The following is a 26250-nucleotide window of genomic DNA, read 5'->3' as shown; positions in this document are numbered from 1 at the left end:
CCCGAAACCAATCCCTTATAATTTAGAATTTTTTTTTAAGAAGTCCATTATCTTCAGACTCCAGCCTCAACTCCCAGTTTTGAGTATTGCACGATGTACTCAGAAGTATTTCCCCGCCCCTGTCTATACTGTCGGTAAAAGCCATCAAAAGGTTCCGGAGGATTGCAGCCATCTTCTCCCTATCCAGACACACGGTAACAAAAGCCGGCTCGTCCACCCAACGAAGCGTAATACATTTTTCGTTTGCGTAATCACTGAAACGGTTCACCGTCTCTTTGAGAAACATGGATAACTCATGATCGGCAAGAGACAGGCACCCGGGAGAAGCCGAAATACGGCTGATGCTTTCCAGGTCGGCCAGCAGATTGTTTACACCCTTAATCTGTTGCAATACGTTATTGACAAGTTCGGAAGACGATTTTTCATAAAGATACTCCAACGGAACCTTTATCAACGTAAGCGGCATGCAGAGGTTACGGGTAGTATTCATAAACAATTGTATCTTTTCTCTTGAAAGATTCCTGTCTTGCCAGATGAACCATGAACGAACAGCTAAAGACCCCAGCGTAATAGCCAAAACTCCATAACAAAGAAAAGCGCCATTTGTCTTCCAGAGCGGTTTACGAATCACGATATTCATATTCCTCTGTGCAAACGGACGTCCGTTACCAATGGATATTGCCCGTACGGAGAAGACATATTCACCCGGAGCAAGGTTCGAAAAACGAATTCTATTCTCCGGCGACGGATTACTCCAGTCCGTATTATCCAGTTTCCAGCTGTAAGCTATATCCTGTATTTCATCGTAGCGGACGGCAGTAGCCGTAAACGAAAAAGTGTTTTCATCATGATCCAACTGTAAGGTAGCTGTATAATTCAGTGCTTTTTCTAACGGAGTATTTTCTGTTTCTACGGTCATATCCTTATCCAGCACCCGAAGCCCGTCCAGATAAAATCCCAGGCAGGTCTTGTGTAACGAACGAGGCTCTTGTTTGTCATAATCAATTGCTCCCTGGTATGTACCCAGTATCTGCCTGCCGTCTCCAATAAAAGCTCCCGACGTAATCCGGAGTCCTTTATTGGGAAACCGCCGAAACGAATGCTGTACAGGATCAAATGAAAAGGCAAACTGATCACTGCTTCCTATCAGCCGCTTCTTGTCATCCTCCCAAACAGCGTACACATTAGTAACTCCTGAATTTTTCACAGTATCCAGCCGGGATTGCTCCGGACGGTAGACCAGCAAACCGTTTCCTTCGGTTCCAATATACAGGCAATTGCTATCGGACTGATACAAGGCATGAATGTGCAGACCGGACAAGGATTTCACTTCTACAACACCATTATCATTGGGACAATAGAGAAACAAACCTTCATCCGTCCCAATCCACAACCGATCTTTATCCTCACGGCAAAGTGCATTGACCCCGGAAATGCGGGCATACGGAACAACCTGATTATTATTCTTCTTACGGATGATGTACAAGCCGTGTACATAGTTTCCGGCACATATCTCTCCGGGACCTGTTTCGCTAAGTGCAGTATACATCTGGCAAGGAAGATCTGTAACAATCCGTTCCCATCTGCCTGTCGACGGGTGAAAACAACTGATACCACGATCCGTCGCAAACCAGACATCCCCGTCCGAATCATGTAATACCGCATTTACCCGGTTGTTCGCCAATGAATGCGTATTTCCTGCCTGAAACCTATACCACTTATAATCATCCGGAGAATCCATATCAATCATTGATACGCCTTCCGGATAATCCGCCACCCAGATATGTTTCTGATCATCCACAAACAAATCGACAATCCGGTTCGTACGAATTGAATTACCATTCTCAAAATCGGTATGTACAAAAGACCTGATTTCCGGGTTAATAATGTCCATGCGATATAATCCCTCACCGTCCGTTGCTACTAAGACATTCCGGTCGTCCAATGTTCGCAAACTACTAATCCGGCTGTTCACAGGCCTGTCCCATGTATAAATCATCCGCTCCGACTTCGTGTCCCACACCATTAACCCTTCCGAATAGTCTGCGATAATCAGTCTGCCGCTATACGGATGAAAAAGCATTTCATGTATCCGGCGACATCTCTTCCCGGACAGTTCGCCGGATTGTTTTTCTATGGAATAACCCTTCATGGTTATCTCAAACAATCCTTCATCCGAGCCCACGAAATACTCTCCCGGAGCTACTTCTACCATACCGGAAATCTTTTTCAGATTGTGATTCACCCGATAGAAAGTATTAGTAATTCCCCGATAAGCAATCAACCGGTTTCCAGCGGAAAACCAGATATGCCCCTGACTATCTGCACAGAGAAAGCGCACTGACGCCTTATCCTGGTTCGGCAGATGGTTTCTGCACTCAAACTTATCCAATGACGGATTATACGTCCATAAATCTCCGTTTCGGGTAACCGCCCATAACCAATTCTCTTTGTCCGTAAGCAGCCGGCAACAGCCCATATAATAATCCACAGTCTGTCCTTCGGCAGACAACTTATAGTGTTTCAGCTTCGTTCCATCAAACCGGCTTATTCCGGTATGGCTCATAAACCACATATATCCCAAGGCATCTCTCCGTATCTGATGCACTTTACGAGTATTCGTTTCACTTATTTCTACAATGTGTTTGCAAACGATGGCATGGTATAACGAACCATATATCATCATCATGAAGTATAAAATATATTTCATTCTTTTTGTTTGTTATAATTAAAATGGAGTAGTTTTATTAAAAGTGGGAACCCTATAGTAAGGTAGTCATGGGGGAAAGAAAAACACTACCTTCTGCACATCACGTGAGTAGGTGACCGGATTTGTGGCGCTCCTGAACGCCTTAAATCCCTCCCTGTTGTCGTAGAGGATACTAACAAAACAATAGTAATGAGATGTTCACATCGTTTATCGGTGAGCAACAGGACATCAAGAAAGGCGACTCACATGAAAAATCAATCTGATCTACATTATAACGAGACAATATTCAGTTTGTTTCCCCAATATGGTTTTTATTAAGAAAAAGATAGATTGGCAAGGGCATTTACCGGAATATGAATAAACAATAAATATGAGCAGACAATAATTTCTTTAACCATACTTGGGATTAGACCGTTTCTCACTTGTCGACTCTCTATGACGAATTGCTCAGAAGTCAAATGTAGAGTGTTTATTTTAAAAGACAAAATAAAGTACCCGGACAAATAACAGCAGTTTAAATGCCGATAGGCAGCTACCTATCAACGACTTACGTTGAGAACGTAACAAATAACCCGGACAATCCGGATATTCTTAACAAAAAATCCCCCTGAACTTACCGGTTCAGAGGGACGTTTCTGTCATAAAGTGGAGCTGGAGGGATTCGAACCCTCGTCCAAACGAGGAAATCATAAGCTTTCTACATGCTTATCTTTGCCTAAGTTTTTCGTGCAGGAGCAGAACCAAAGCCATCAATTCCTGCCTTATCCTCTAAATTTTCATCCGAAGCGCGAGGCCACTTCTGACTATCCCCGATGTAACTGCACCACTGAACCGGAATGCTTCGGAGCAACAGCTTCCGAGTGATGTCTCGTCCTGGCACCTGGTGCCTGGATTAAGCTAATCTACTATGATTCGATTAAGCAGCAAGAGCGTAATTAGTTTCGCCAGATAAAATTTTGATAACTGAGATTAAAGTGCAAATCACCGACGCACTGCATGCTTACCCACCATTTCTGCCCGCTGTCAAAACCAGTCAACCCCTTTTGAGATGAGGAAGTGGTAACCACTTATGTGGCTGCAAAGATAGGGAATATTCATCATAAAGAAAGAAAAAGAGGATGGATTTTAGATATTTTATTCATTCCGGAAAGAAACACAGGAGATTATACTAACTTTGTGTTTTCAGAATATAACGAAGGTAACCAACAAACCCTCAAAATAACATCTATTTATTATGGTCGAAAAAATCATTAGTATCTGTGCAGTCGGCATGCTTGTAGCCAGTTGTTCTCCAAAGAAGACAACCGCACAGCCGGCAGATCCAACAACAACTGACAACGAACTGACTATGCTGGTAGGAACATATACTTCCGGCGACAGTAAAGGCATTTACACTTTCCGGTTCAACGAAGAAACCGGAGCATCAGTACCACTCAGTGATACAGAAGTTGCTAACCCATCATACCTCGTTCCGTCGGACGACGGAAAATTCGTTTATTCCGTCAATGAATTTAGCAAAGACCAGGCATCTGTGAGCGCCTTTGCTTTCGATAAAACCAAAGGAACGCTTCGCTTATTGAATACTCAGAAAACAATGGGGGCCGATCCGTGCTACCTGATCACCAACGGAAAGAATGTTATCACTGCCAACTATAGCGGAGGGAGTATCACTGTCTTTCCCATCGGAAAAGACGGTTCTCTGCTACCCGCCTCCGATGTAATCGAATTTAAAGGTTCCGGACCGGATAAAGAACGACAGACAATGCCTCATCTGCACTGCGTACGTATCACTCCGGATGGCAAATATTTACTCGCCGATGACTTAGGTACCGATCAGATACATAAATTCAATCTCAATCCGAATGCCAATGCCGATAACAAAGAGAAACTCCTGACAAAGGGTAATCCGGAAGCTTTTAAGGTTGCTCCGGGTTCCGGTCCCCGACATCTGATATTCAGTCCGGACAGCAAGTTTGCTTACCTTATTAACGAAATAGGAGGGACGGTAATAGCTTTCCGGTATACCGACGGAATGCTAGATGAAATTCAAACCATTGCAGCCGATACTGTAAATGCGCAAGGCAGTGGCGATATCCACATCAGTCCGGACGGAAAATATCTCTATGCCAGCAACCGCCTGAAAGCAGACGGAATTGCCATCTTCAAAGTCGACAAGACCAATGGTACCCTGACCAAGGTAGGTTATCAGTTAACGGGAATCCATCCGCGTAACTTCATCATTACCCCCAACGGCAAATATTTGCTGGTAGCGTGCCGCGACACCAATACCATTCAGATATTTGAAAGGAACCAGACTACCGGACTATTGACCGACATCAAGAAAGATATAAAAGTAGACAAACCTGTTTGCCTAAAATTTGTAGACTAACAGAACAGGAACTTTAAGGAGAAACAGACAGTTTTACCTTGAAAAGACGAAAAGGAAGACGTTTTTTATTATTTTTGCATCACTTTTATTAACCCAAAGAGATTTCACAAATATGAAAAGACACGTCTTCCTTTTGGTAACCTTGTTTACCATGGGTACCATTACGGCCCAACAGCAACCCATTATTTCCCCAAACGACTCTATTTCTTCTGTAGTCCAACGCATCACCGGAAAAGAAAACAAAGGATTCTCCGCTCACATGAACCTGCAACTCTACACCTCATGTGCTGCTTCTTTTACCGAGAATGAATTAGAGGAGGTCGCTTTCAAACTTAATCGGTTCAAATTAGAAATTGTAGGAAATATCAACCAAAAGTTCTCTTACCATTTCCGTCAATCTTTTAATAAATACAGCAATCCCTTTGTACTGGACAACCTGTCTTCTTCCGTAGAGTATGCTTATCTGACCTATCACCTCTCCGAACGCTTTTCCATCACCGCCGGAAAACAGTTCCTCATGCTGGGTGGCTACGAATACTATGTCAACCCGATTAAAGTGCGTGAGTTCAGTGAGTTTAATAATTATGTCAACTGCTTTCTGGCAGGTGTATCTGCCACCTGGAATGTAACCCCTACTCAGGAATTGAACTTCCAGATAGTAAACAACCGTAATGGTGGGGATGAAGATACCTATCTCCACGGGCTACCGGCAAATGTAGAAGCTACCAAAGTTCCCCTGATCTCAACTATCAACTGGAACAGTTACTATCTGGATAAAGCCATCCAGTTAAGATATGCCGCTTCATGGGGACAGCAGGCCAAAGGAAGAAACATCCTGTATCTCACTGCCGGAAACGTCTATGAAAAAGGGCCATGGATCGCTTATGTAGATTTGATGTACTCCCGACAGGGGATCGACAACAAAGGCATTATCAGTGCCTTACCCCACACTGACCTGGAGAATCCACAAACGGCCCAATATACCGAATACTTCACTACCATTGCCAATGTGGACTACCGTCTCCATCCCAATTGGAATGTATACTTGAAAGGTATCTACGAAACCGGTAAGATTTATAAAACAAACGGAATCTTTGAGAAAGGCACCTATCGTCGTACCTGGTGCGGGCAAGCCTGCGTAGAATACTATCCGATGCGAAACAGCGAACTATTGATCTTCCTCCATTATCAGTACAAACGGAACGAACTCCTGAAAGCTGCCCGCCGTTTAGAAGCTATAGACCCGAATACACAGCGGATTTCGCTAGGCCTGGTATATTCCATTCCGGTTTTTTAATACCGGGCAGTTCATAAAGGAAAGGCGAAAGAGTTTTATACTTAGGGGGAACTTTTTCGCTTTTCAAAGCTTTCACAATAATCCCTTTCCCCTTCTTCGTACATTGCAGATAATCCTTGCGCAAAGTGCGTTTATCCATATCAAAAATAAGACCGGGATTAAAATGTTGCCCGTTAATCCGCGTTTCGAAATGCAGATGTTCCGTAGTAGCCCGCCCGGTACGTCCGGTCAGGGCAATAGCTTTTCCCGCTTTCACAGCATCTCCGCTTTTTACCAGATTCTTCACATTATGACTGTACACCGTTTCCAATCCATTGGGATGGCGAATCACAATCACATTGCCGTATGCACCATAAGGTTTTGCCATACGTACCACTCCGTCAAAAGCAGCGCGAATCGTATCACGGGCACAAGTTTTTATATCATCCCCACTATGTCCGCCACGGGTTCCATAACCGGAAATGACTTTACCTCCCGGCAAAGGAAAAGAGTAATTCCGAGACAGGGAATTCAGATTGAGCATGATGCAATTCTCTTTAGCAAAAAGTCCCGGTGTAGCCACCCGGACATGATTAACTTCCATATCCGAGAATTTGGTTTGTGCACTGCGTTGTGCACTCGTACACAACGAAAACAGAGATAAAATCAAAAAAGTGTGTATGTTCTTCATGGACGCTTGTTATTCAAAATAGGTAATCGTTCCTCCGTCCGATCCTGCATATCTTCGCAATAAAGTCTGTATCATCCCGGCAGCCTCCTGCAATCCTTCCTTCCCATTATAACCATTAACGATGGCTAATATATGAGTCGTTTCCAGATCCATCTTTGTCCGCTCATTATCACTGGTAGGTGTTCCTATTCCTCCCACGGCATCGCGGTATACCGGAAGTCCCTCTATGTTCAGTACTCCACGGCCAATACCTTCGAAAGGCTCTTCTTTTTTGCCTATCCCCAGCTCCAGATTGGTGCCCGCTATCTTATCCGCATCAAAACCACCTATCGAATGCCCGGTCCGAAGAGAAACCAGATTGATCAAATCGACCAGAGTATCAATCTGATACAAGGTAATTCCCCGCATCAGCCTGCGACGTAATGCTTCGGCCGATGGGCGATATCTTCCGGGGTCTTTTCCACACCGTTTGTAAGCCTCACGTGTGGCAGCTATCACTGGTTGTTTTTTAATATCTTCCAACTGGGTTGTTGTAGTGAGCTTTTCTGTAAAAGATTGAATCTCCTCCCAAAGTCCTTCACAATAAGAAGTGTTTTTCACTTCAGCATATACAGCAGCTCCTGCAAAAACAGGACATGCTTCTTTTAACTCTTCCGATATAGTAATGGTATACATAATAAATCAAAATTTTGTCCATCAGCAGTTTATCATAATACCCGATAGAATACGTCCGGACTTTATGCCTAATCTTCTCGCTGAAAAGAAATCTTCATAATGGATGTAAGTACAGATATCCGCTACTTCAATCTGAACTCCCGGCACACCAAAGTCTAATAGTTGCTGCCGGTTTGCCTCCCATAAGTCAATATGGTACTTATGGGTAACCGAATGTCGGAAAGAGATACGCGACATATCAAAACCATTCAAACGAAAAGCTTCATAAACTTCGTCCCCTACTTCGAATGATTGAATAGAAATACCCGGGCCGATACATGCAATCACATCCCGTCCCTCCGTACCAAATGCCGCCCGCATTTTCTCAAGCGTGTGTCCCACGATATACCCCACAGTTCCCCGCCATCCGGCATGTACGGCTGCTACCCCCCCATGTACTTTATCATATAGCAGTACCGGAATACAATCTGCCGTTGAAATACCGATACAACACCCCGGTTCATTGGTAATCAATGCATCTATCCCGTCCAGCATTTCCTGTTGACATTCTATAGAAGTCTCCAGAAAATCCTTATTAATCAGAAGCACTTTTGTTCCATGCGTCTGGAAAGGGAGGATCAGATGTTTCGGTACTTGCGGTAACGATTGAAACAATAAAAGCTGATTCTTTTTTACTTTTTCAAATTCATCCCCCGAGTAAGGAGAACAATTAAAAGAAGCATACGCTCCCTCACTATAACCTCCATGTCGGGTCGTCACAAAATGAGAAATGTTGGGGTATGCGCCCAACAGCCCATACCCCAACATTTTCTTATCGTCGGTGAGTGAAATCATTTATCTTCCCAATCTTCTTCTTCGTATTCGTAATCCAGATCATCTTCATCACTATCGTCCTCATACTCATAGTCGAGTTCTTCATCCTCTCCCATGTCTTTGAGTTCCTGTTGCAGTCTGCTGACATCCTTCGGACGATGCACAATAGCCTCTATTTTATTGCTCTCTTTATTCAGTTCCGTCCACAGAATATCCTTCAATACTGAGATACCCAGACCAGATACGGACGAAATGAACACATGAGGGATTCCCTCAGGCAATGTCGGCTCTATTTCATCCATCAACTCCTGATCGAGCATATCACTTTTGGTGACTGCGAGTACCCGTTGCTTATCCAGCATTTCCGGATTAAACGTTTTCAGCTCGTTTAGCAGCACTTCATAATCTTTACGGATATCGTCACTATCTGCCGGTATCATAAACAGTAATAAAGAGTTACGTTCAATGTGACGTAAGAATCGTAATCCAAGCCCTTTACCCTCACTGGCTCCCTCGATAATTCCCGGAATATCTGCCATCACGAACGACTGTCCGTCACGGTAAGACACAATACCCAGGTTAGGCTCCAAAGTAGTAAACGGATAATCAGCTATTTTGGGTTTTGCCGCAGAAATAGCCGACAATAACGTAGACTTTCCGGCATTCGGAAAACCAACCAGACCTACATCTGCCAACAGCTTCAATTCAAGGATCACTGTCATTTCTTGCATCGGTTCACCCGGCTGGGCAAAACGGGGAGCCTGACGGGTAGCTGTCTTGAAATGCCAGTTTCCCAATCCGCCTCGGCCACCCTTCAGGAGAATGACTTCCTGTCCATGTTCCGTAACATCACATACATATTCTCCCGTTTCGGCATTGTAAACTACCGTACCACAGGGGACTTCAATAATCTTATCTGCGCCGTCTTTACCAAAACTGCGGTTCTTGCTCCCCGATTCTCCATGACCGGCCATAGCATGACGGTCATACCTCAGGTGAAGCAATGTCCAGTAGTTCCGGTTACCACGCAGGATAACATGGCCTCCTCTACCACCATCTCCTCCATCGGGACCACCGTTAGGAGTATATTTTTCTCGCCTCATGTGCGTAGAGCCTCTTCCACCCTTACCCGAGCGGCAGTATATCTTTACGTAATCAACAAAATTCGATTCAGCCATAATCAATAAATTTTCAATGTGATCATGTGCCGACATACCCATAATCCATGCTATCATCTTAATGAGCACATCGGCACATATATAATTATAATGTATCTACCGCTTTACAAATATCTTCGAAGATACCTTCCATGGTTCCAAGACCATTGATATGCTGGTATTTGCCTTCGCCTTTATAATATTCTTTCAACGGTGAAGTCTGTGTATTATATACAACCAGACGCTTTTTGATAGTCTCTTCATTATCATCAGCCCGACCTGATTCCTGACCACGCTTAATCAGACGAGTCATCAACTCTTCTTCCGGAACATCCAGATCCAGCATCACAGAGATATCCTGTCCACGTTCTTTCAACATCACTTTCAACGCCTCAGCTTGCGGAATAGTTCTTGGGAAACCATCAAAAATAACCCCTTTACTATCCTTAAAGCTATCGAATACGCTTGCCAGAATGTCTACCATCAATTCATCCGGAATCAACTGTCCCTGATCAATGTAGCCTTTAGCTGTTTTACCCAGCTCTGTGCCGTTTTTAATTTCTGCACGCAATACATCTCCTGTTGAAATGTGGTTAATTCCGTATTTCTCTACAATACGTTCGCTTTGTGTTCCCTTTCCTGAACCGGGAGCACCGAAAATTACAATGTTCAGCATCTTGTTAATTTATAATTCTACATTTTACCATTACTGGTATACCTATTATTTATTTTATGTTAGTCTATAACTGTATAAATATCCGGATAATTACGCCCGAAACCGTCGTAATCGAGTCCGTATCCTACAATGAAATCATTGGGAATATTCATTGCGACATATTCAATATTCAGATCCACCTTAAGCTTATCCGGCTTTACCAGCAACGAAGCAATGTGGATTTCCTGTGGCCCGCGCGTTCCCAGTGTTTCCAGCAAACGCTGCATAGTCAGTCCCGTATCTACAATATCTTCTACGATAACAACAGTACGTCCCGCTATATCTTCATTGATACCGATCACTTCTTTAATAGTACCGGTAGACGATACTCCCTGATAAGAGGCTAACTTTACAAATGAAATTTCGCAGGGAATCGTTATATGTTTCAGCAAATCGGCAGTAAACATGAACGAACCATTCAACACACTGAGGAACAAAGGGTTCTTACCTGCCAGGTCACGATTAATTTCATTCGCCACGCGAATCACTTCTTTTTGAATCTCTTGTTCCTTGATAGAAACAGTGAATAGTTTATCTTTTATCTGAATGGTATTCATAACCGGTTATTTTAAAAAAGTTGGTTGCAAAAATACGATTTTTATTCCACTCCTTACACCATCTCCTGCAAATTCTTTAAGAGAAGCGGCAGAATCCCTCCGATATGCGAGGTGAGAAAAGCCATCCGGAAGCAGAACTGATTATTTCGATGGAATTAGTATTAATCGTCATCTGTCTTTTACCTATTTTTAGGTATTTCACACTCTTTAAGTACCCTATATCTTTGCTGATCCAAAAACAAAGATTATGATAAGAACAAAATTTGCATTACTACTGACTTTTATAGGTGCACTCCCTTTAGCAGCACAGAATGTACGGCAAGAAAAGGACACAGTTTCTTATATGAATGATGATCCTTTCAACCTTGAACAAATTGTGGTTACAGCCACCCGAACTGAAAAAAAAATAAAAAATACACCGGTTATCACTCAGGTAATCACCGCAAAACAAATAGAAGAAAGGGGAACCGGTAACATCCAGGATCTCTTGACCCAGGAAGTACCCGGACTCAATTTTCAGGAAGTCGGTTATGGAACCAGTATCGACATACAGGGCTTGGGCTCCAAACATATCCTTTTCCTGATAGACGGTGAACGCATAGCAGGAGAAAACGGTGGCAACATTGACTATTCACGAATCAATCTTTATAATATCGATCATATCGAAATAGTCAAAGGGGCCTCTTCTGCCCTTTACGGCTCACAAGCTATGGGTGGAGTCATCAATATCATTACCCGTAAAGCCAAAAAGAAGTTTGAAGCCTCCGCAGGGATACGTTATGCGGGAAGAAACCAGCAAAATTATAAAGATACCCCCAAGGACCATTCACAATACAAGTACCGGACCCATTTAGATAAACCCAATCTGAACACCAATTTATCCCTTGGATTAAACTTAGGAAAATTCACGATGAACACCGATATACTTTATAAAAGTTTCGACGGATATCAATTATATGACAAAAAGCCGTTGGTAAAATTCTTTCCGGCCTATAACACCACAATTACCGAAGAACTCAACACAACTCCCACCAGCATATCGGGATACGAAGACGTGCAAGTAACCCATAAAATGGATTATCGTTTCAGTAAACGACTGAAGGTCCAGTTAAAGGGAAGCTATTATATGCTAAACAAGTATGATTTTCAAGCAGATAACATTTTCGAAAAATCAGAAGACTATACTTATGGGGGCACAATAGACTATACGATTTCCGATAAATCGGCTCTGGTTGCTTCTATTCATGCCGACCATTACAATCGTTATGATAAATACGAATTGAAAAGCGGGCGCCGCCTTGAATATAAAAACAATATTATTCAGCCACGCGTCGTTTACACTACCACGGCATTGGACAAACAGACCATCACGGGCGGTTTGGAATTTTACAGAGAGTCATTGTTCAGTGATAAATTCGAAACCGGTGTAAAAGAGAACAAAAGCCAATGGTATGCTACCGCTTTCCTCCAGGACGATTGGAGTATCAACAAGCAATTCTCCGTTGTGGCGGGAGTGCGATGTGACTATCATGAAAAATATGGTGCCAACGTCACTCCCAAAGCTTCTGTCATGTATAAAGTATTCCCATTCACAGTCCGCTTCAATTATGCACGCGGATACCGTTCGCCCAGCATTAAAGAACTCTATATGAACTGGGATCACCTGGGGATGTTCTGGATATATGGCAACAGTAAACTGAAACCTGAAACCAACAATTATATATCACTTTCAGGAGAGTACGTGAATAGTTGGATCAATATCAATGCCAACATCTACAGTAACTGGTTCCGAAACAAAATAGAAGGAATGTGGAGTAATGACCAAACCGAACTCCATTATACTAATGTGGGGAAAAGTCATCTGGCAGGAGTTGAAACCATGTGCAAGGTACAGATAAACAGACACATCAATGTACACGGAGCTTACAATTACCTCTACACAAGCAAAGACGCTGACGGAGTCCGGTTAAGTTCTTCCAGTCCACATTCCGGCAACATCCGTGCCGAATACAATACACGTATCCCCCGTTATGCCACAGTTGTCAATCTGTCCGGCAATATTATGGGGAAAAAGAAATTCGATGTGTTGGATGAACTGGAAATAGACGGAAAGAAGGTAGAAGCCTACTATCAGGCTAAAGTAAACCCTTATTGTCTTTGGGATCTGACAGTATCTCAATATATCATGCAGAATCTGAGAATCACAGCAGGAATAACCAATTTGTTCGATTATACTTCAGATCGAGTGACTTTCAATACTTCCACTTCACCGGGAAGAAACTATTTTATCGCATGTAATTATACACTATAAATTAAACTAAAACAAGTATGAACAACAAAAGCAAATTCAGATTCGCCATTCTATTATTTGGCGTACTATCAGCATTTATCAGCACCTCCTGCTCAGGTGACAATAACGGTTCTCTGCCCGACGATCCCTCACAGGGGGGAGATGCTTTACCGGTAAAACAGGTAAGCCTGAGCCGGAAAACAGCATATGGGAACGACTGGATTTATTATTCACTTGAAAAAGGAAAAGAAGTAAACGTCAGTGAAGAAACCCATGCCGAAAATACAGATTGGGATATCGCATTCAACCGTTACAATGTGCGTACCAACAGCGGCGCGTCCGGTAAGGGAAAAGGCGGTGCTTTACTCACGAATATCAAAGATATGGCAGCCTGTACGACAGTTCCTCAAGGAACATTCACTGTCGATGCATCCTATACCATTACCGCTCCCGGCACCGGATTTCCTCCTCCTACCATGGAGTCTACTGCCAACGAAGTACTTTGTAAAGCAATCACTTTTGCCGGCCCCCCTCCCACTTACACGCCAAGTGATTATGTATTTATCGTCCGCACAGCCAGTGGGAAATATGCAAAACTAAAAGCCAAAAGTTTTTATGATGACGAAGGCAATAGTGGCATTTATTCCTTTGAATACGCCATTCAGCCGAATGGCAGTACCAATTTAAACTAAGTAACAATCTCTAATGAAAAATTTCTGGAAGAAATACCATAAATGGGTAGGTTTGTTCTTTAGCTTCTTTATCCTGATGTTCTGTTTCTCAGGCATTGTACTCAATCACCGTACAATTTTCTCAAAAGTTGAAGTCAACAGAAACTGGATGCCGGAAAGCTATCACTACAGAAACTGGAATAATGGAATTATAAAAGGAACATTACGCCTTCCTGATGGGAAAATTCTGGCATATGGTAATGCAGGAGTCTGGCAAACAGACTCCTGTTTCATCACCTTTACCGATTTCAACCAAGGTCTGGTTCGGGGAATCGACAATCGCAAAATAAGTAATATCATCCGCCTTGCCAATAACGATATTTGGTGTGCCGGATTATACTCTGTCTATCTCCTGAACAAAAACAAATGGCAGGAGTATCCGATATCCGGAAACGAGGAACGAATCTCAGATATAACCCAACGCGGAGATACTCTGGTTGTGCTCACACGTTCTAATCTGTATACCAGTGTGTCTCCTTACCATCAATTCAGAAAAATAGAATTAAAAGCCCCCGAAAATTATTCACCGAAAACCTCCTTATTCCGTACCATCTGGCTCCTCCATAGCGGAGAGTTGTTCGGTACACCCGGCAAACTGGTAGTTGATTTTCTGGGAGTAGTATTAATCATTCTCAGTATAACGGGAATCATATATACTTTTCTTCCCTCATTCATTCGCCGAAGACACAGAAAAAGGCTCCCTGTCAAAACACAGGCAAAGGCCTTGAAAACGTCACTGAACTGGCACAATAAATTGGGTACATGGCTGATCGTACTGACCATATTGTTATCTGTTACGGGTATGTGTCTCCGACCGCCCTTAATGATACCTTTTGTTCTGGTGAACACGAACCCCATCCCCGGAACAACTCTTGATTCAGACAATCCGTGGCATGACAAACTCCGCAGTATCCGATGGGACGCATCAAAAAATGTCTGGTTATTGTCTTCGTCAACCGGTTTCTATCTTATAAACGACTTTACACTGCCACCGGTTAAATTAAAACGAACCCCACCGGTAAGTCCTATGGGAGTTAATGTGTTTTATCCGAAAAACCCGGACGAATGGTTAATCGGCTCTTTCAGCGGACTGTTTATCTGGAATCCATCTACAGGAAGTGTTCTCGATTATTATACAGGGCACCCCCCGGCAGCAACTTACGGGAAACCGCTCGGCGGCAGTCTCGTTAACGGATTCACCGACGATTTAATCACACGGGAGGTAATCTTCGAATACGACAACGGAGCACGCAATAAAGAGAATAATTTAGCATTGCCGGCAATGCCTGTTTTTATGCAACAGCAACCCATGTCATTATGGAATTTCTGCTTAGAACTCCATGTCGGTCGCTGCTATTCACCTCTCTTAGGTGTTTTCTCGGATCTATTCGTTTTTATCTCCGGACTTCTGCTAACGTTGATCCTCATTTCGGGATACATCGTGTATAAAAGACACCATAAACGAAGTAAAAAAATAAGGATGCATTAATTGCATCCTTATTAAAACAGTTTATAGAAACCGGAAAAGTAAGTTATAGCTTATAGAAGGGATTATCAGGCATATCCTCCAACTATGAAAGGATTAATAACGACCATACCCCAAATTATCATAAATATAATAATTATCTTTTAGGTAAAAGATGCAAGTGAAAATATTTGCTCATAAAAACAATATATATTCCACTCAGCAAGAGGATACAACCCAATAAATACCAATAACCATAATCCCGGCAATATAAATACCCGATGATAATTACAAATTGCGCAATCATATACACCAACGATACTGCTACGTGCGGTATTCTCAATTCATTAGCCATAATCTGATATAAGTGTTTCCGGTGCGGCAGACCAATATTTTCGTGAAGCATCAATCGATGAATGATAGTCAACACACTATCTACTCCATATACAGCAAGTAATACGAGCCAACTAAAATTCTCTGTTTTAATAATTAAACTTCCGATCAGAAAAAGGATCACAAAAGCTATACTGACCGACCCAACATCACCGGCGAAGCATCTCGCTTGCTTGCGAAAATTAAAAAAATTAAAGATCAATACTGCGCAAAGCATGGTATAAATAAAGTCCGTTTCAACAAATGGAACATATACCCTATTTATATAGGCCAATGCTATCAGAATGATCAATGAATATCCGCCTGTTATGCCATTAATACCATCCATAAAGTTGTAAGCATTAATAATCCCAGTACAAATGATCAGGGCAACAAGGATTGTCCACCAAGGCAAGCTAAACAATCCCCATTGATAAAACATCAAAGCCATTGCCGTAAAATGAAAGACTAAACGCAATCCTTGCGAAGTAGAACGAATGTCATCTATAAAACTGATAAAAGTTATCAGACTCAAAGCCAGCATAAACCATGGATATTCAAAGTGGTTTGTGAGAAAATAGACCAACACCCCAAAATAAAAGATGATTCCTCCACCACGCAGTGTAATCCGGGTATGTGAACTACGTTCGTTAGGCTTATCGATAATGTTACACTTATCCGCAATACGGAAATAAAAAAGTTCTGCCAGGAATAGCAGAACTAAGATGATTAGATAGTACATAAGTTATTTAGTTTCCTCAAATGAACGAATGGTCTTCATCAACCCCTCTTTGGCTGTCACAGGCATTTTATCAATCCCGAGAGCGGCTTTGATCTTAGCGTTACTTACTACATAATTCTCCGTCAGTTTACGAAGTCTTTCCGTATTCAAAGGTAAATGCAGCAGAGTACCCAAGCCGGCACATCCTTCCATAAGCCCTTTGTTCATCTTCCAGATATGCGGCTTTTTTCCCATTGCTTCACACATGATGCCAATCAGTTCATTTGTTGACAGAGCTTCATCATCTCCCATATGGTAGATGCCCGTAGGTACATCCTGATTCAAAAGCCCCTCAATCACATAACAAAGGTTATCAATTGAAGTAAACGAACGACGATTATCAAAATCACCGAGAGGCCAAGGGATTCCCTTCTTCACTACGTTATATAATAAATTTAAATTTCCCTTGTTTCCAGGACCATGAATCATACAGGGACGAAGGATATATACCTGTTTATTCATAGCCGTCCTCCCCTTATCTCTCTCCAACCGCAAAGACTGATCCTCATCAATAGAAGCAGTTAGAAACATAAAATGCTCTTTTATATACTCTTCCGCCTTTATCTTGCTCTCCCCATAAGGACCAACCGGGGTCGGAATCACGTCTTCAGTAAGTACGTCTCCCACTACGCTATCGGCAGCAGCTTTCACCGAACTAAAGAAAATGAATTTCTTGGCAGAAGACTCCAAAAAGAAATCGAATATCTTTTGAGTCAAACCGGTATTGATATCAAAATAGGACTGAGCAGCCGATTGGTTTTTCGTATCATGGGCCTTTCCGGCAAGATGAATAATGGCATCGAATTGAGGAAGAGTTTGAAAAGGGAAAGATGTGGGTTCGAGATCTTGCCAAGAAAAAGTTTTCAACACACCTTTGAATATAGAGCAACTAGTACTAAGGGCATATAAAATATGTTTATCTTTTAAAGCTATCGCGAAATTAGAGCCAATAAAACCATGAATTCCAGTAATTAATATGTTCATGTACTATCCTCTATATTTAAAAAAACTGATGAAAGCCCAGTTTATTAAGTAATAAATGCTTTTGAACAATCCTAATTTTTCAACTTTATAATAAACTAAAAAGTGTGGTTTTATCACTTTCTTTTTATCACCCGTTGTACTTGAATTCATAATTCTATATGAAGCAAGAACTTTTTGATTCCCATATGCATATCCGCCTTTACGTAATATAGACAACCAAAAAACATAATCATCTCGCATACTACCCATTTTCTCATCAAAGAAAACGTCACCTGTTTGTTCTTTATCAAATAAAGCGGTTAAGCAAGAAATACAACAGGACCTTAGTAATTTATTATAATTTACTTGAGTCGGTACAATAAAAGGTTTTAATATCTCTTGCCCAACATCATTAATCCTTTTATATGAAGCATAAACTATTTTTGCTTGTTTTGCTTTAATAAATACGATTTGCTCCTCCAAAAAATTAGATTCCCACAAATCATCAGAATCCAAAAAACAAATATATCTTCCTTTTGCATTTTTCAGTCCATTATTTCTAGCAACTGAAGACCCTCCATTTGCCTGTCTAAATAACTTAATACGTCCATCTTTCTCAGAATATGTTTGGACTAACTCGGCTCCATTGTCTTTTGAACCATCATCAACAATTATCATTTCCCAATTCGAATATGTTTGGGCCAAAACAGAGTCTATTGTATAACTAACATATTTTGCTCCATTATACATAGGAGTAATAATTGAAATTAAATCCATCTCTTTTCTCATTACATTTATATTATTTTTACTATACGATATGGAATATATTGAAAATGTCCTGTTGAAGGTTCTATTGATGATAAGTTTTTAGTAAGTAACAAAAAACAATATAATAAGAACAAAAAATAAAATATCAATTTATTTAGTTTATCCTTAGGTAAAGTGTGAATAATCATTGGGATAATAAATGCAATACTTATATATAGTAAACTAGTAAACCGCTCTACAAAAACACCATATTGATTAAACAATAGAGCAAAGCATATAGCCCAAAACAAAGAATTCCTTAATAAAAGAGCATAAGTATAATTCTCTATTTTTTTCCAATAATATAGTAACATGAAAAATAAAATAGTGTATACCATCAATCCCAAAGTAATTCCTGCAGCGGAAGAATTTTCTGTTGCATAATACTCCTCAGTATAAAAAAACAACTTATTTCCTATAATATTATTTACAGGTATCACAGCTTGCAAAAATCGAAATATTGGAATATAAAAACCGATAAAATAAGAAATAATAATACCCAAAATACATTTTTGAGGTTTTATATTATAATTAAGAAGCCAATAAAAAGGGATGAAGAAAAAACCTATAACATGAAACAACCCTCCCAAAAACACATAAATAAAAAACAACTTAAAATTACGTGAAGGAATATAAGTAAAGCCCAACCAAGTACACATAGCCATTATACCATGCCTTATTGTATTAAATTCAAATCTCAATAAAAAAAATGAATAAAAGATCAACAATACAACTAAAGTATACTGAGGTAAAATACGTTTAGATACAAAATAGAGTGACAATGTAGTTATAAATGAAGTAAAAAAAAATAAAACTACAACATCCCCACCAAATGTCTTAACCGTAGAATTCAAATACCAAAAGCCCCAATCGACTAATGGCATAGTAGAAAATAAACTATCCCATTGGGGAGTAATTTCAAAAATACCTACATATGATTCAAAATCAGTTCCAACTCCATCACGTATAGCAGTTATTGTTGCAAAGAAAATAATCCACAAAAAGAAAAGGATTGATTGTATTCTATTATATATTTTCCCTAAGAGTACGGATAAAAATAGAAATAAAAAAATCATATAATAGAAAGTCATTTGCTATATCTCAAAAGATTTCTCAATTCTTCAGGAGTACGAATATATGATTCTCCCCAATATTCTTCAACGATCTCTCTTTGCTTCTCTGTTATATCTATTTCATATTGATTGAAAGCCTCACATATTTCCTTCAATTCCCATTCATATGTAAGGTTATTATCTTGATTACTAGCATCACTTAAATGCTTTTGTGTCTTCTGATCTTTAGCATCATAAAATACTCTTTGTTGAAAGATATAATGTGGTTTATTTAAATGTATACAATACCCCACATGAGTACCTAAATTATTAGACATTGTATAATCAGCTAATTCTATAAAACTCCTTTGACGAGATAAGAAATTCAGATCAAAACGATGACCCGAAGTAACTATTTTATAGCCCAAAGCCTCATATGAAGCCACCAAATCAGGTTTCAAAACATCAGTCCAATATAAAGATATCAAAACAGTGTCAAAATCCTTTCTAACTCGTTCTATTTCCTCAATAAATTCATCATTATTGAAAGTCGCAGTAACACCAATAATTCCATGTGACGGAAATACAAGAAGGGTTCGTCCTAATTTGGCTTTCAAATCAGATTTCTCCTGATAAGATAGTAATGATTGTGCATAATGGATATATGGTCCAACAGCTATAATATTCTTATTTATTCCACCATACTCTAAATGTTTAATTCTACGATTACCAAAAGTTATCATCGACTTAACCGGATACAATCTATCATCTTCGCGAACTAAGTTTCCAAAAAATACACCATGCTCAATTGAAGCATCTAATGATTTATTTACATCTAATCCTGCATAACTTTTTAACCAATATGCTATTCCATAAAGATTATTATCAATTACTAATTCACTAGGACTATAAGGGATACTTACAACAAGTTTGTCATAGTCAAATAATGACAACATTTTCCTTTCTCTTATTATTCGATTGAAACGTTTTCTATGAATAAAATTAAAGCATCCATTTATTATTTTCAACAACCATTTACAGCGAATAACCGCATGTCTAAGGGAATGATTCATACATTCAATAATTTCTTATATTTTTCAATCATACTTTCTATTGTAAAGCAAGTCTCATAATGCCTTCTTGCCTCCTTTCCCATCTCTTTGAGAGAGTATTTACTATTATTAATACTTTGTAATGTGTCATATATACTCTCAACACTTGGATACATTAAAATTCCTTCTTTTCCATTTTCAAACATCAGATCTATTGCTCCCACATTGGTTGCCATTATCGGTAGACTATACTGCATAGCTTCTATAATAGAGATAGGCATTCCTTCATCACGACTACATAATATAAAGAAATCTGCATCAGCTAATACCTGGGCAATATACTCTTGTGAAAGTGCACCTAAAAAAGAGATATTATCTAAGTTTTTTGATGACTCTATAATGCTATTATCTTGAATATTGCCTATACAATAAATATGAATTCTATTTGAATCAATATTCAGCTTTTCACAAGCACTAACTAACAAGTCAAAACCCTTACGAATTCCAATAGTTCCTACAGATACTCCAATTAGTTTGCCATCCTCTTTTCTCTGCCTAAATTTATAGGGTAACTCCGCTCCATTACTAACTACAAAGTATTTTGATTTTAGATTTAAAATAGAATATTTCCTAGTAGCAACTTTTAAAGCATTCTCAGAAAGTAATACAATATTATCAAGATGCCTTAGTAGTAAATTTTCCTTGTGTTCTATTATTTTTTTTATATACTTACATTTGAGTTTAGGGAAATTAACAAAAAGCATTTTCGTCAAGTCACCATCGTTATGAAAAATCAATGTTTTATTGTTTACACATGAATATTTTTGAAGAAAAAAATAACAAACAAAAGGGTCATTAAAAATCCATTGATCATTTTCTCCAACTTCCTTTATTTGTGACACAACTCTTTGGGCATGACGTAAAATAAATAAATAAAATACAACGAGTGTCAGTATTATGCTATACCTACTATATGACAAAATTAAACGACGTAAAAAGATGCTATGACGCATTTTCCCATTATTACTAACATTATTATCATGAAAAACCTGAGTTAAGTTCTGGCAATAAAATCTCGTAACACATCTTTCACTATTGAACTTATTCCTGTTTTCAATAAACGTTCGAAAAAATGTAGCAGCACCATTTGGAGCATCTGCATAGCCTAAGTAAACAAAATTTAATATTTTCATTTCTTATTACAAATAAAATCAGCATCAATTATATGACCACATCTCTCACTTTCAGGTGGCAATCTCCTATAATCTCCAAATGCATCACGCAGAAATGCATCACAATCAGCAGGAGCATTAAATTCTATATCTTCAAATTTGATTCGCTGGAGAGGAAAAATATATTGAGGATTCCTTTTCATAATATAACCACTACCTAACTGATCATAATAGTATTTAGGTTTAAACAGTTTCGACACCAAACGTAAAATAGAATAATATCCATGCGCAACATGATAACAACAATCATCAAAAGCTCTTTTTATTCCCCATTTGTCATTTTTATGTCCACACAAACGAATATAGCATCGAGCAATATTAGCCAATTTTATAATTATAGGAGTCGTTTTCTCCAAGGCAAAAATGTCTATAAATAAACCTCTATATTCATAATTTACATCAATATTATTCTGTTCACATATGTGAGATTTTAAATCTCTAATTTTCGTATGAGTAAAAAGATAACCAGGATCAGAATGATGGTCTTGATAGATTAAACCATACTTAGGAAGCTCTTTTTGCAAAATTGGTATAAGACGCAATAAATCTTCACGCAATAATTCAACATCAATATCATCATCCCATGGTATAAAGCCACCATGTCTAACTGCCCCTAGTAAAGTTCCAGACGAAAGCCAATAAGGTATCTTATACTCTTGGCATATCTTATCGAATACTTTCAAAATCTCTAACATATGGAGTTGAATCTCACGTAATACACTTCCATCCTCATTATATTTAGACAAATTTCCCATTTTTTATAAATTTATTGCTTAAAAACATCCATATCACTATCAACTAAAAATTATAAATTTATCAAATATGTCTTATAAACAATATTATTTTATTTGCAACAACAAAAGGCCAAAGAAAAGCAAACAAAACATACAATTCAAACTTTAATAAAACCTCTATTCAGTAAAATCAAAAATAGTTTTCTCTTATATATTTTATTCTCACTACAAATAGAAATAATAAAGCAGCATAGTTAAATAATATTGAATAAATTATTTAAAAACAATAATTCTATATTTTACACAATACCAAAGTCTATATATTACAATATAACTTTCGATAATTACCAAGCAAGCAGAAAACATATATAAATTAAAAATATTTCCCAAGTACAAAATTAAATACGCAGCAATAAGCAACAAAGTAGAATAAATCACACTAGTATTAAAAGGTTTAAAGTATCCAAATGCAACTAATACTGGAGAACCCAAATATAGTGACATACTACACATTAATACATATCCTGAAAGAATATATGTAACATAAACAGCTTCTATTATTTCTTTACCAGATAAAATTTTCACAAAAAAATCAGCAAACAATACAGTTATTAACATCAAAACGACCCCTAAAGCAATCGAAACATACAACATCTTTTTCACAAAAGAAGTATTTTGTTTTTTAGCATTATATGGAAATAATGCAGTATTTATTGTTTGTAGAGGAATACAAGCTGCACCACAAATTTTATATGCTAAATCATAAACGGCAACCTGCTCCATACCTAAAAAAAATCCCGAAGCCACTTTTGCCAAAGTTTGATTCATTAAACTAGCCAACCTTGAGGAGAAAAAAGGTAAACTTTCTTTAAAATATAATTTAGCTGTATCCAATGGAGGAATATAAAAACTAAGAGAATGTTTTATAAAAATTAAATAATAAATCATTCCCCCTCCTACAACTCCTCCAACTCCTTGCAATAAATTAACATAAATATAATCTTCTGGAGAACGGATTACTATAAATGTCAATGCAGTAAATACTGAAACAACAGTAAAACGTATCAACGTAATATATTTCATTTGTTCTATTCCTTGAAAATACCAATACGGCAACATTATGTCATTAAAAACAATAGACAATGACAATATATACAAAAGTTTATGAGATGCAAAAAAGGATGAAGTGAATACTATAATAACAAAAATCAAAGCCACCGATAGAAAAAGCAGGAACTTTAAATAGGTAATGGTCAATACTATCTCACTAAGCTTCTTTTTATCCTCTCTGTAAACTGCGATGTCTTTTGTCGCTTTAATCTCAAGTCCGAAACTTATCAATATACTCAGATAAGCAATTATAGATTGAGCAAAAACAACAAGCCCATAAATGTCCACTCCTAATACTCTGAAAAGATATGGAACAGTCAATAATGGAAATACAACTTTTAAAACTTCTAATACAGATAAATAAGAAAAGTTGCTAATAAGCCCCTTATAAGGTTTTATCCACTCAACACTTTTCGCCATTCAAATATCTAGTTAATTCTTGAGCTTCAATTATATTATCTTCTATTGAACAATAAGTCCAACTACCATAACGTCCAATAGAGAACACATTATTTAATGCTAACCGCTTCTTTAACTCATTCACGGTATCTATGCTTCTACGATTGATATGTACATAAGCAGGATCCATTAGCACAGAATTGTAACTTACTAATTTTTGGTCAGTAACAATTCCTTTCTTTTTTAAATCAAATAAGACTCTTTCTAAATAAGCTTCAATATTAATATTTACAGTATCTTTTGCAAATCCTATTTCTACATATAAAGACATTTTATCTGTTCCCATAATATTATCATAAAATCCGACTCTATAGAAAATAATATCAGAATCAGGAATATATATCCAACTATTTTTAGTTTCACTTCCTTTCTTATCAAATCCCAAGTTAAAAACTAAGACTTTATTCCACGTAAATATATTAGAATCATACTTAATATTACATTTTTGCAATAAATCAGGAAAAGGAATCGTTGAAATTAAGTTATCATAATTAAGCATGCGTCTATTTGTTTTCACTTCCTTCTTGCATACATCAATACTAAGAACCTCCTCTGACAGAAAAACTTTTTCTTCATTTAAATTCTTAAATAATGAATTAATATACTCAATAGCCCCTCCTTTTGGATAAACAAAAAAAGAATTATATGAATTATTATGACAACTGTTTTTAAAATTCAATATAATTTCCTCTTTACTAGCTTTTGGGAAAAATCTTCCCATAGCTCCACTATCTAATAAATCTAAATCACATGCATACAATTTTTGATTATAAGGAATTAAAAATTTATCAGCAATACTCTTACCTAAGTTAGCATAAACCATATCCTTAAATGATTTAACATCTTCTGTTAACTTTTTCACAGAAAAAAGATCATACAAGCAATCTATAAATTCTTTTTTCTCTAATTGATGTATGTTTTTTTGAAAAGGAAAATCAACATATTGATCCTTATACAATATTTGTGTCCTTTTCTCAACCATATTTAATTCTTCTGGAGAGATATTACGAGTTACTATAGATTTAATATCAGAATTTCTAAAATGGAAAAAATGTCCAGAGTAATCCCAAACATACCCATCTTTTTTAATAGTTCTACAGTATCCTCCTATCTCTTTCTCTTTTTCAAGAATAATATACTCGCTTTTGGTAAAATTGGCATAACTAATACCTGAAACTCCTGCACCTATTATAATATCCATAACTTTAATTAATGAGATTTAGTTGAAATTTCGCACCTTTTTTAACTTCACATCCTATTTTTTTTCCTAATATTTCTTTTAGATACTTCGGATGTAATCCATATCCGGGTCTTACAGAACGAACATTCTCTTCTGTTATAATATCACCCACTTTCATGTCTTCAGCAACATATAATGAACGACAAAATTCCCTCCCAGATTTCATTTTGTCTGTCAATTCATAAGAAACCACACCAATTGACTGCTCAGCTATACGAATATCTTCCACCATTCGGCCAAAATGCTTTTCATCCATGGAGAAAGATGCGTCAGGACCACCTATAGAAGCATCTATTATAAAGTGCTTTTCAAGCATAACTGCACCATACGAAACTGCAACGATTGGTGATAGGCTTCCAATCGTATGATCAGACAGTCCCGCCTTCACTCCAAAACGCTCTGATAAATCTTTGATCATACATAAATTGGCTTCTTTTATAGGGGCCGGATACGATGAAGTACATTTCAATAAAGTGATATCATTATTACCTACAGCACGACAAGTTTCCACGGCCAGTTGGATGTCCTCCTGCATAGCAATCCCTGTAGAAATAACAATAGGTTTCATTGTTCGGGCAGCATATTCTATCAGAGGTATATCTGTTATTTCAAAAGATGCTATCTTATAAATAGGATTATTCAAACCTTCGAGAAAATCAACAGCTGTTTTATCAAACGGAGAAGAAAAACAAACCAGTCCCTCCTCTTGGGCAACATGAAAAAGTTCTTCATGCCATTCCCAAGGAGTATAAGCTTGTTTATAAAGATCATACAGATAGCCACCGTCCCAGATAGTTCCTTGTTTTATCTTAAAATCTTCACTCTTACAATCTAACGTAATAGTATCTGCTGTATAAGTCTGTAGTTTAATGGCATCAGCTCCAGCACGTTTTGCAGCTTTAATAGTCTCTATTGCAACTTGCTTATTTCCATTATGATTGGCTGACATCTCAGCCACTATGAAACATTTACTCATATT

22 protein-coding genes and 1 other RNA gene are annotated in these 26250 nt (G+C 38.3%); 5 read left to right on the top strand and 18 right to left on the bottom strand.

Features of this window, described 5'->3' with window-relative positions:
* Positions 1-22 precede the first annotated feature (22 nt).
* Together QK890_RS16330 and ssrA are read right to left on the bottom strand one after the other, a co-directional pair.
* Positions 23-2710 (bottom strand): two-component regulator propeller domain-containing protein, encoded by a 2688-nt coding sequence (locus tag QK890_RS16330; protein WP_367627464.1) that lies wholly within the window; start codon positions 2708-2710, stop codon positions 23-25.
* Between the two features lie 643 nt (positions 2711-3353).
* Positions 3354-3751, bottom strand: a transfer-messenger RNA (tmRNA) gene (gene ssrA, locus QK890_RS16325).
* Positions 3752-3944: 193 nt separating this feature from the next.
* On the opposite strand from ssrA, the gene QK890_RS16320 reads away from it, so the two are divergent.
* Both QK890_RS16320 and QK890_RS16315 read left to right on the top strand, forming a co-directional pair.
* The gene (locus QK890_RS16320) at positions 3945-5099 is read left to right on the top strand and encodes a lactonase family protein (RefSeq protein WP_005775865.1); all 1155 of its coding nucleotides are present in this window, start codon (positions 3945-3947) and stop codon (positions 5097-5099) included.
* 112 nt (positions 5100-5211) lie between these two features.
* The gene (locus QK890_RS16315) at positions 5212-6396 is read left to right on the top strand and encodes an OprO/OprP family phosphate-selective porin (protein WP_005818731.1); all 1185 of its coding nucleotides are present in this window, start codon (positions 5212-5214) and stop codon (positions 6394-6396) included.
* Here QK890_RS16315 and QK890_RS16310 read toward each other — a convergent pair.
* From QK890_RS16310 to hpt, 6 genes are all read right to left on the bottom strand, one after another.
* Complete coding sequence (locus tag QK890_RS16310) at positions 6335-7066, bottom strand: M23 family metallopeptidase (protein WP_005818730.1); 732 nt, start codon at positions 7064-7066, stop codon at positions 6335-6337. The two genes, QK890_RS16315 and QK890_RS16310, sit on opposite strands and share 62 nt — an antisense overlap.
* Before the next feature lie 9 nt (positions 7067-7075).
* On the bottom strand, positions 7076-7741 hold the full coding sequence (locus QK890_RS16305; RefSeq protein WP_032540887.1) for a B3/4 domain-containing protein: 666 nt from the start codon (positions 7739-7741) through the stop codon (positions 7076-7078).
* Between the two features lie 21 nt (positions 7742-7762).
* Positions 7763-8575, bottom strand: coding sequence for a peptidoglycan editing factor PgeF (gene pgeF / locus QK890_RS16300; RefSeq protein ID WP_032540888.1), 813 nt, complete (start codon positions 8573-8575; stop codon positions 7763-7765).
* Positions 8572-9732: a GTPase ObgE gene (gene obgE, locus QK890_RS16295; RefSeq protein ID WP_032529872.1), complete on the bottom strand. Its 1161-nt coding sequence runs from the start codon at positions 9730-9732 to the stop codon at positions 8572-8574. Before obgE ends, pgeF begins: the two co-directional genes overlap by 4 nt.
* A gap of 85 nt (positions 9733-9817) precedes the next feature.
* Positions 9818-10387 (bottom strand): adenylate kinase, encoded by a 570-nt coding sequence (locus tag QK890_RS16290; RefSeq protein WP_005809902.1) that lies wholly within the window; start codon positions 10385-10387, stop codon positions 9818-9820.
* 59 nt (positions 10388-10446) lie between these two features.
* Entirely contained in the window at positions 10447-10983 is a 537-nt protein-coding gene (gene hpt, locus QK890_RS16285) for a hypoxanthine phosphoribosyltransferase (protein WP_005809904.1), read from the bottom strand.
* Positions 10984-11230: 247 nt separating this feature from the next.
* On the opposite strand from hpt, the gene QK890_RS16280 reads away from it, so the two are divergent.
* From QK890_RS16280 to QK890_RS16270, 3 genes are read left to right on the top strand one after another with little or no spacing between them, the layout of a single operon-like run.
* Positions 11231-13294, top strand: coding sequence for a TonB-dependent receptor plug domain-containing protein (locus tag QK890_RS16280; protein WP_367627463.1), 2064 nt, complete (start codon positions 11231-11233; stop codon positions 13292-13294).
* A 17-nt stretch (positions 13295-13311) separates the two neighbouring features.
* Complete coding sequence (locus tag QK890_RS16275) at positions 13312-13965, top strand: HmuY family protein (protein ID WP_032540890.1); 654 nt, start codon at positions 13312-13314, stop codon at positions 13963-13965.
* Positions 13966-13978: 13 nt separating this feature from the next.
* Positions 13979-15493: a PepSY domain-containing protein gene (locus QK890_RS16270; protein ID WP_367627462.1), complete on the top strand. Its 1515-nt coding sequence runs from the start codon at positions 13979-13981 to the stop codon at positions 15491-15493.
* A gap of 133 nt (positions 15494-15626) precedes the next feature.
* Here the strand turns inward: QK890_RS16270 and QK890_RS16265 are convergent, their stop codons facing one another.
* The 10 genes from QK890_RS16265 to pseI form a co-directional block, all read right to left on the bottom strand.
* Positions 15627-16583 (bottom strand): glycosyltransferase family 4 protein, encoded by a 957-nt coding sequence (locus tag QK890_RS16265; protein ID WP_367627461.1) that lies wholly within the window; start codon positions 16581-16583, stop codon positions 15627-15629.
* Between the two features lie 3 nt (positions 16584-16586).
* A complete protein-coding gene (locus tag QK890_RS16260) occupies positions 16587-17606 on the bottom strand; it encodes an NAD-dependent epimerase/dehydratase family protein (protein WP_367627460.1) in 1020 nt (339 codons plus the stop codon).
* Positions 17607-17609: 3 nt separating this feature from the next.
* The gene (locus QK890_RS16255) at positions 17610-18374 is read right to left on the bottom strand and encodes a glycosyltransferase family A protein (RefSeq protein WP_005818720.1); all 765 of its coding nucleotides are present in this window, start codon (positions 18372-18374) and stop codon (positions 17610-17612) included.
* Between the two features lie 5 nt (positions 18375-18379).
* Entirely contained in the window at positions 18380-19468 is a 1089-nt protein-coding gene (locus QK890_RS16250; protein WP_157195907.1) for an EpsG family protein, read from the bottom strand.
* A gap of 11 nt (positions 19469-19479) precedes the next feature.
* Positions 19480-20517, bottom strand: a complete 1038-nt coding sequence (locus QK890_RS16245) for a hypothetical protein (RefSeq protein ID WP_234058942.1) — start codon at positions 20515-20517, stop codon at positions 19480-19482.
* A complete protein-coding gene (locus QK890_RS16240) occupies positions 20514-21689 on the bottom strand; it encodes a glycosyltransferase family 4 protein (protein WP_122297023.1) in 1176 nt (391 codons plus the stop codon). Before QK890_RS16240 ends, QK890_RS16245 begins: the two co-directional genes overlap by 4 nt.
* A complete protein-coding gene (locus QK890_RS16235; protein WP_005818712.1) occupies positions 21686-22483 on the bottom strand; it encodes a phosphorylcholine transferase LicD in 798 nt (265 codons plus the stop codon). Before QK890_RS16235 ends, QK890_RS16240 begins: the two co-directional genes overlap by 4 nt.
* Before the next feature lie 252 nt (positions 22484-22735).
* Positions 22736-23992 (bottom strand): oligosaccharide flippase family protein, encoded by a 1257-nt coding sequence (locus QK890_RS16230; protein ID WP_005818710.1) that lies wholly within the window; start codon positions 23990-23992, stop codon positions 22736-22738.
* Positions 23976-25232, bottom strand: coding sequence for an NAD(P)/FAD-dependent oxidoreductase (locus QK890_RS16225; protein WP_005818708.1), 1257 nt, complete (start codon positions 25230-25232; stop codon positions 23976-23978). Before QK890_RS16225 ends, QK890_RS16230 begins: the two co-directional genes overlap by 17 nt.
* A gap of 4 nt (positions 25233-25236) precedes the next feature.
* Positions 25237-26247 carry a pseudaminic acid synthase gene (pseI, locus tag QK890_RS16220; protein WP_005818707.1) on the bottom strand — a complete coding sequence of 337 codons (1011 nt, stop codon included), beginning with the start codon at positions 26245-26247 and terminating at the stop codon, positions 25237-25239.
* Between the last annotated feature and the right edge of the window lie 3 nt (positions 26248-26250).

This window comes from Bacteroides sp. NGMCC 1.200775 (assembly GCF_040798045.1).
Taxonomy (GTDB): Bacteria; Bacteroidota; Bacteroidia; order Bacteroidales; family Bacteroidaceae; genus Bacteroides; species Bacteroides hominis.
This window is presented reverse-complemented; position numbering and strand designations above follow the sequence as displayed.

Excerpts from the sequence above, each read along its gene's own strand:
- QK890_RS16315 (WP_005818731.1), top strand. The coding sequence starts at position 5,212 with ATGAAAAGACACGTCTTCCTTTTGGTAACCTTGTTTACCATGGGTACC.
- QK890_RS16305 (WP_032540887.1), bottom strand. The coding sequence starts at position 7,741 with ATGTATACCATTACTATATCGGAAGAGTTAAAAGAAGCATGTCCTGTT.
- QK890_RS16230 (WP_005818710.1), bottom strand. The coding sequence starts at position 23,992 with ATGGCGAAAAGTGTTGAGTGGATAAAACCTTATAAGGGGCTTATTAGC.
- QK890_RS16235 (WP_005818712.1), bottom strand. The coding sequence starts at position 22,483 with ATGGGAAATTTGTCTAAATATAATGAGGATGGAAGTGTATTACGTGAG.
- QK890_RS16330 (WP_367627464.1), bottom strand. The coding sequence starts at position 2,710 with ATGAAATATATTTTATACTTCATGATGATGATATATGGTTCGTTATAC.
- QK890_RS16260 (WP_367627460.1), bottom strand. The coding sequence starts at position 17,606 with ATGAACATATTAATTACTGGAATTCATGGTTTTATTGGCTCTAATTTC.
- QK890_RS16225 (WP_005818708.1), bottom strand. The coding sequence starts at position 25,232 with ATGGATATTATAATAGGTGCAGGAGTTTCAGGTATTAGTTATGCCAAT.
- QK890_RS16240 (WP_122297023.1), bottom strand. The coding sequence starts at position 21,689 with ATGAAAATATTAAATTTTGTTTACTTAGGCTATGCAGATGCTCCAAAT.
- QK890_RS16310 (WP_005818730.1), bottom strand. The coding sequence starts at position 7,066 with ATGAAGAACATACACACTTTTTTGATTTTATCTCTGTTTTCGTTGTGT.
- pgeF (WP_032540888.1), bottom strand. The coding sequence starts at position 8,575 with ATGATTTCACTCACCGACGATAAGAAAATGTTGGGGTATGGGCTGTTG.
- QK890_RS16320 (WP_005775865.1), top strand. The coding sequence starts at position 3,945 with ATGGTCGAAAAAATCATTAGTATCTGTGCAGTCGGCATGCTTGTAGCC.
- QK890_RS16265 (WP_367627461.1), bottom strand. The coding sequence starts at position 16,583 with ATGTACTATCTAATCATCTTAGTTCTGCTATTCCTGGCAGAACTTTTT.
- QK890_RS16270 (WP_367627462.1), top strand. The coding sequence starts at position 13,979 with ATGAAAAATTTCTGGAAGAAATACCATAAATGGGTAGGTTTGTTCTTT.
- QK890_RS16290 (WP_005809902.1), bottom strand. The coding sequence starts at position 10,387 with ATGCTGAACATTGTAATTTTCGGTGCTCCCGGTTCAGGAAAGGGAACA.
- QK890_RS16245 (WP_234058942.1), bottom strand. The coding sequence starts at position 20,517 with ATGAATCATTCCCTTAGACATGCGGTTATTCGCTGTAAATGGTTGTTG.
- hpt (WP_005809904.1), bottom strand. The coding sequence starts at position 10,983 with ATGAATACCATTCAGATAAAAGATAAACTATTCACTGTTTCTATCAAG.
- obgE (WP_032529872.1), bottom strand. The coding sequence starts at position 9,732 with ATGGCTGAATCGAATTTTGTTGATTACGTAAAGATATACTGCCGCTCG.
- QK890_RS16275 (WP_032540890.1), top strand. The coding sequence starts at position 13,312 with ATGAACAACAAAAGCAAATTCAGATTCGCCATTCTATTATTTGGCGTA.
- QK890_RS16280 (WP_367627463.1), top strand. The coding sequence starts at position 11,231 with ATGATAAGAACAAAATTTGCATTACTACTGACTTTTATAGGTGCACTC.
- QK890_RS16255 (WP_005818720.1), bottom strand. The coding sequence starts at position 18,374 with ATGAGAAAAGAGATGGATTTAATTTCAATTATTACTCCTATGTATAAT.
- pseI (WP_005818707.1), bottom strand. The coding sequence starts at position 26,247 with ATGAGTAAATGTTTCATAGTGGCTGAGATGTCAGCCAATCATAATGGA.
- QK890_RS16250 (WP_157195907.1), bottom strand. The coding sequence starts at position 19,468 with ATGATTTTTTTATTTCTATTTTTATCCGTACTCTTAGGGAAAATATAT.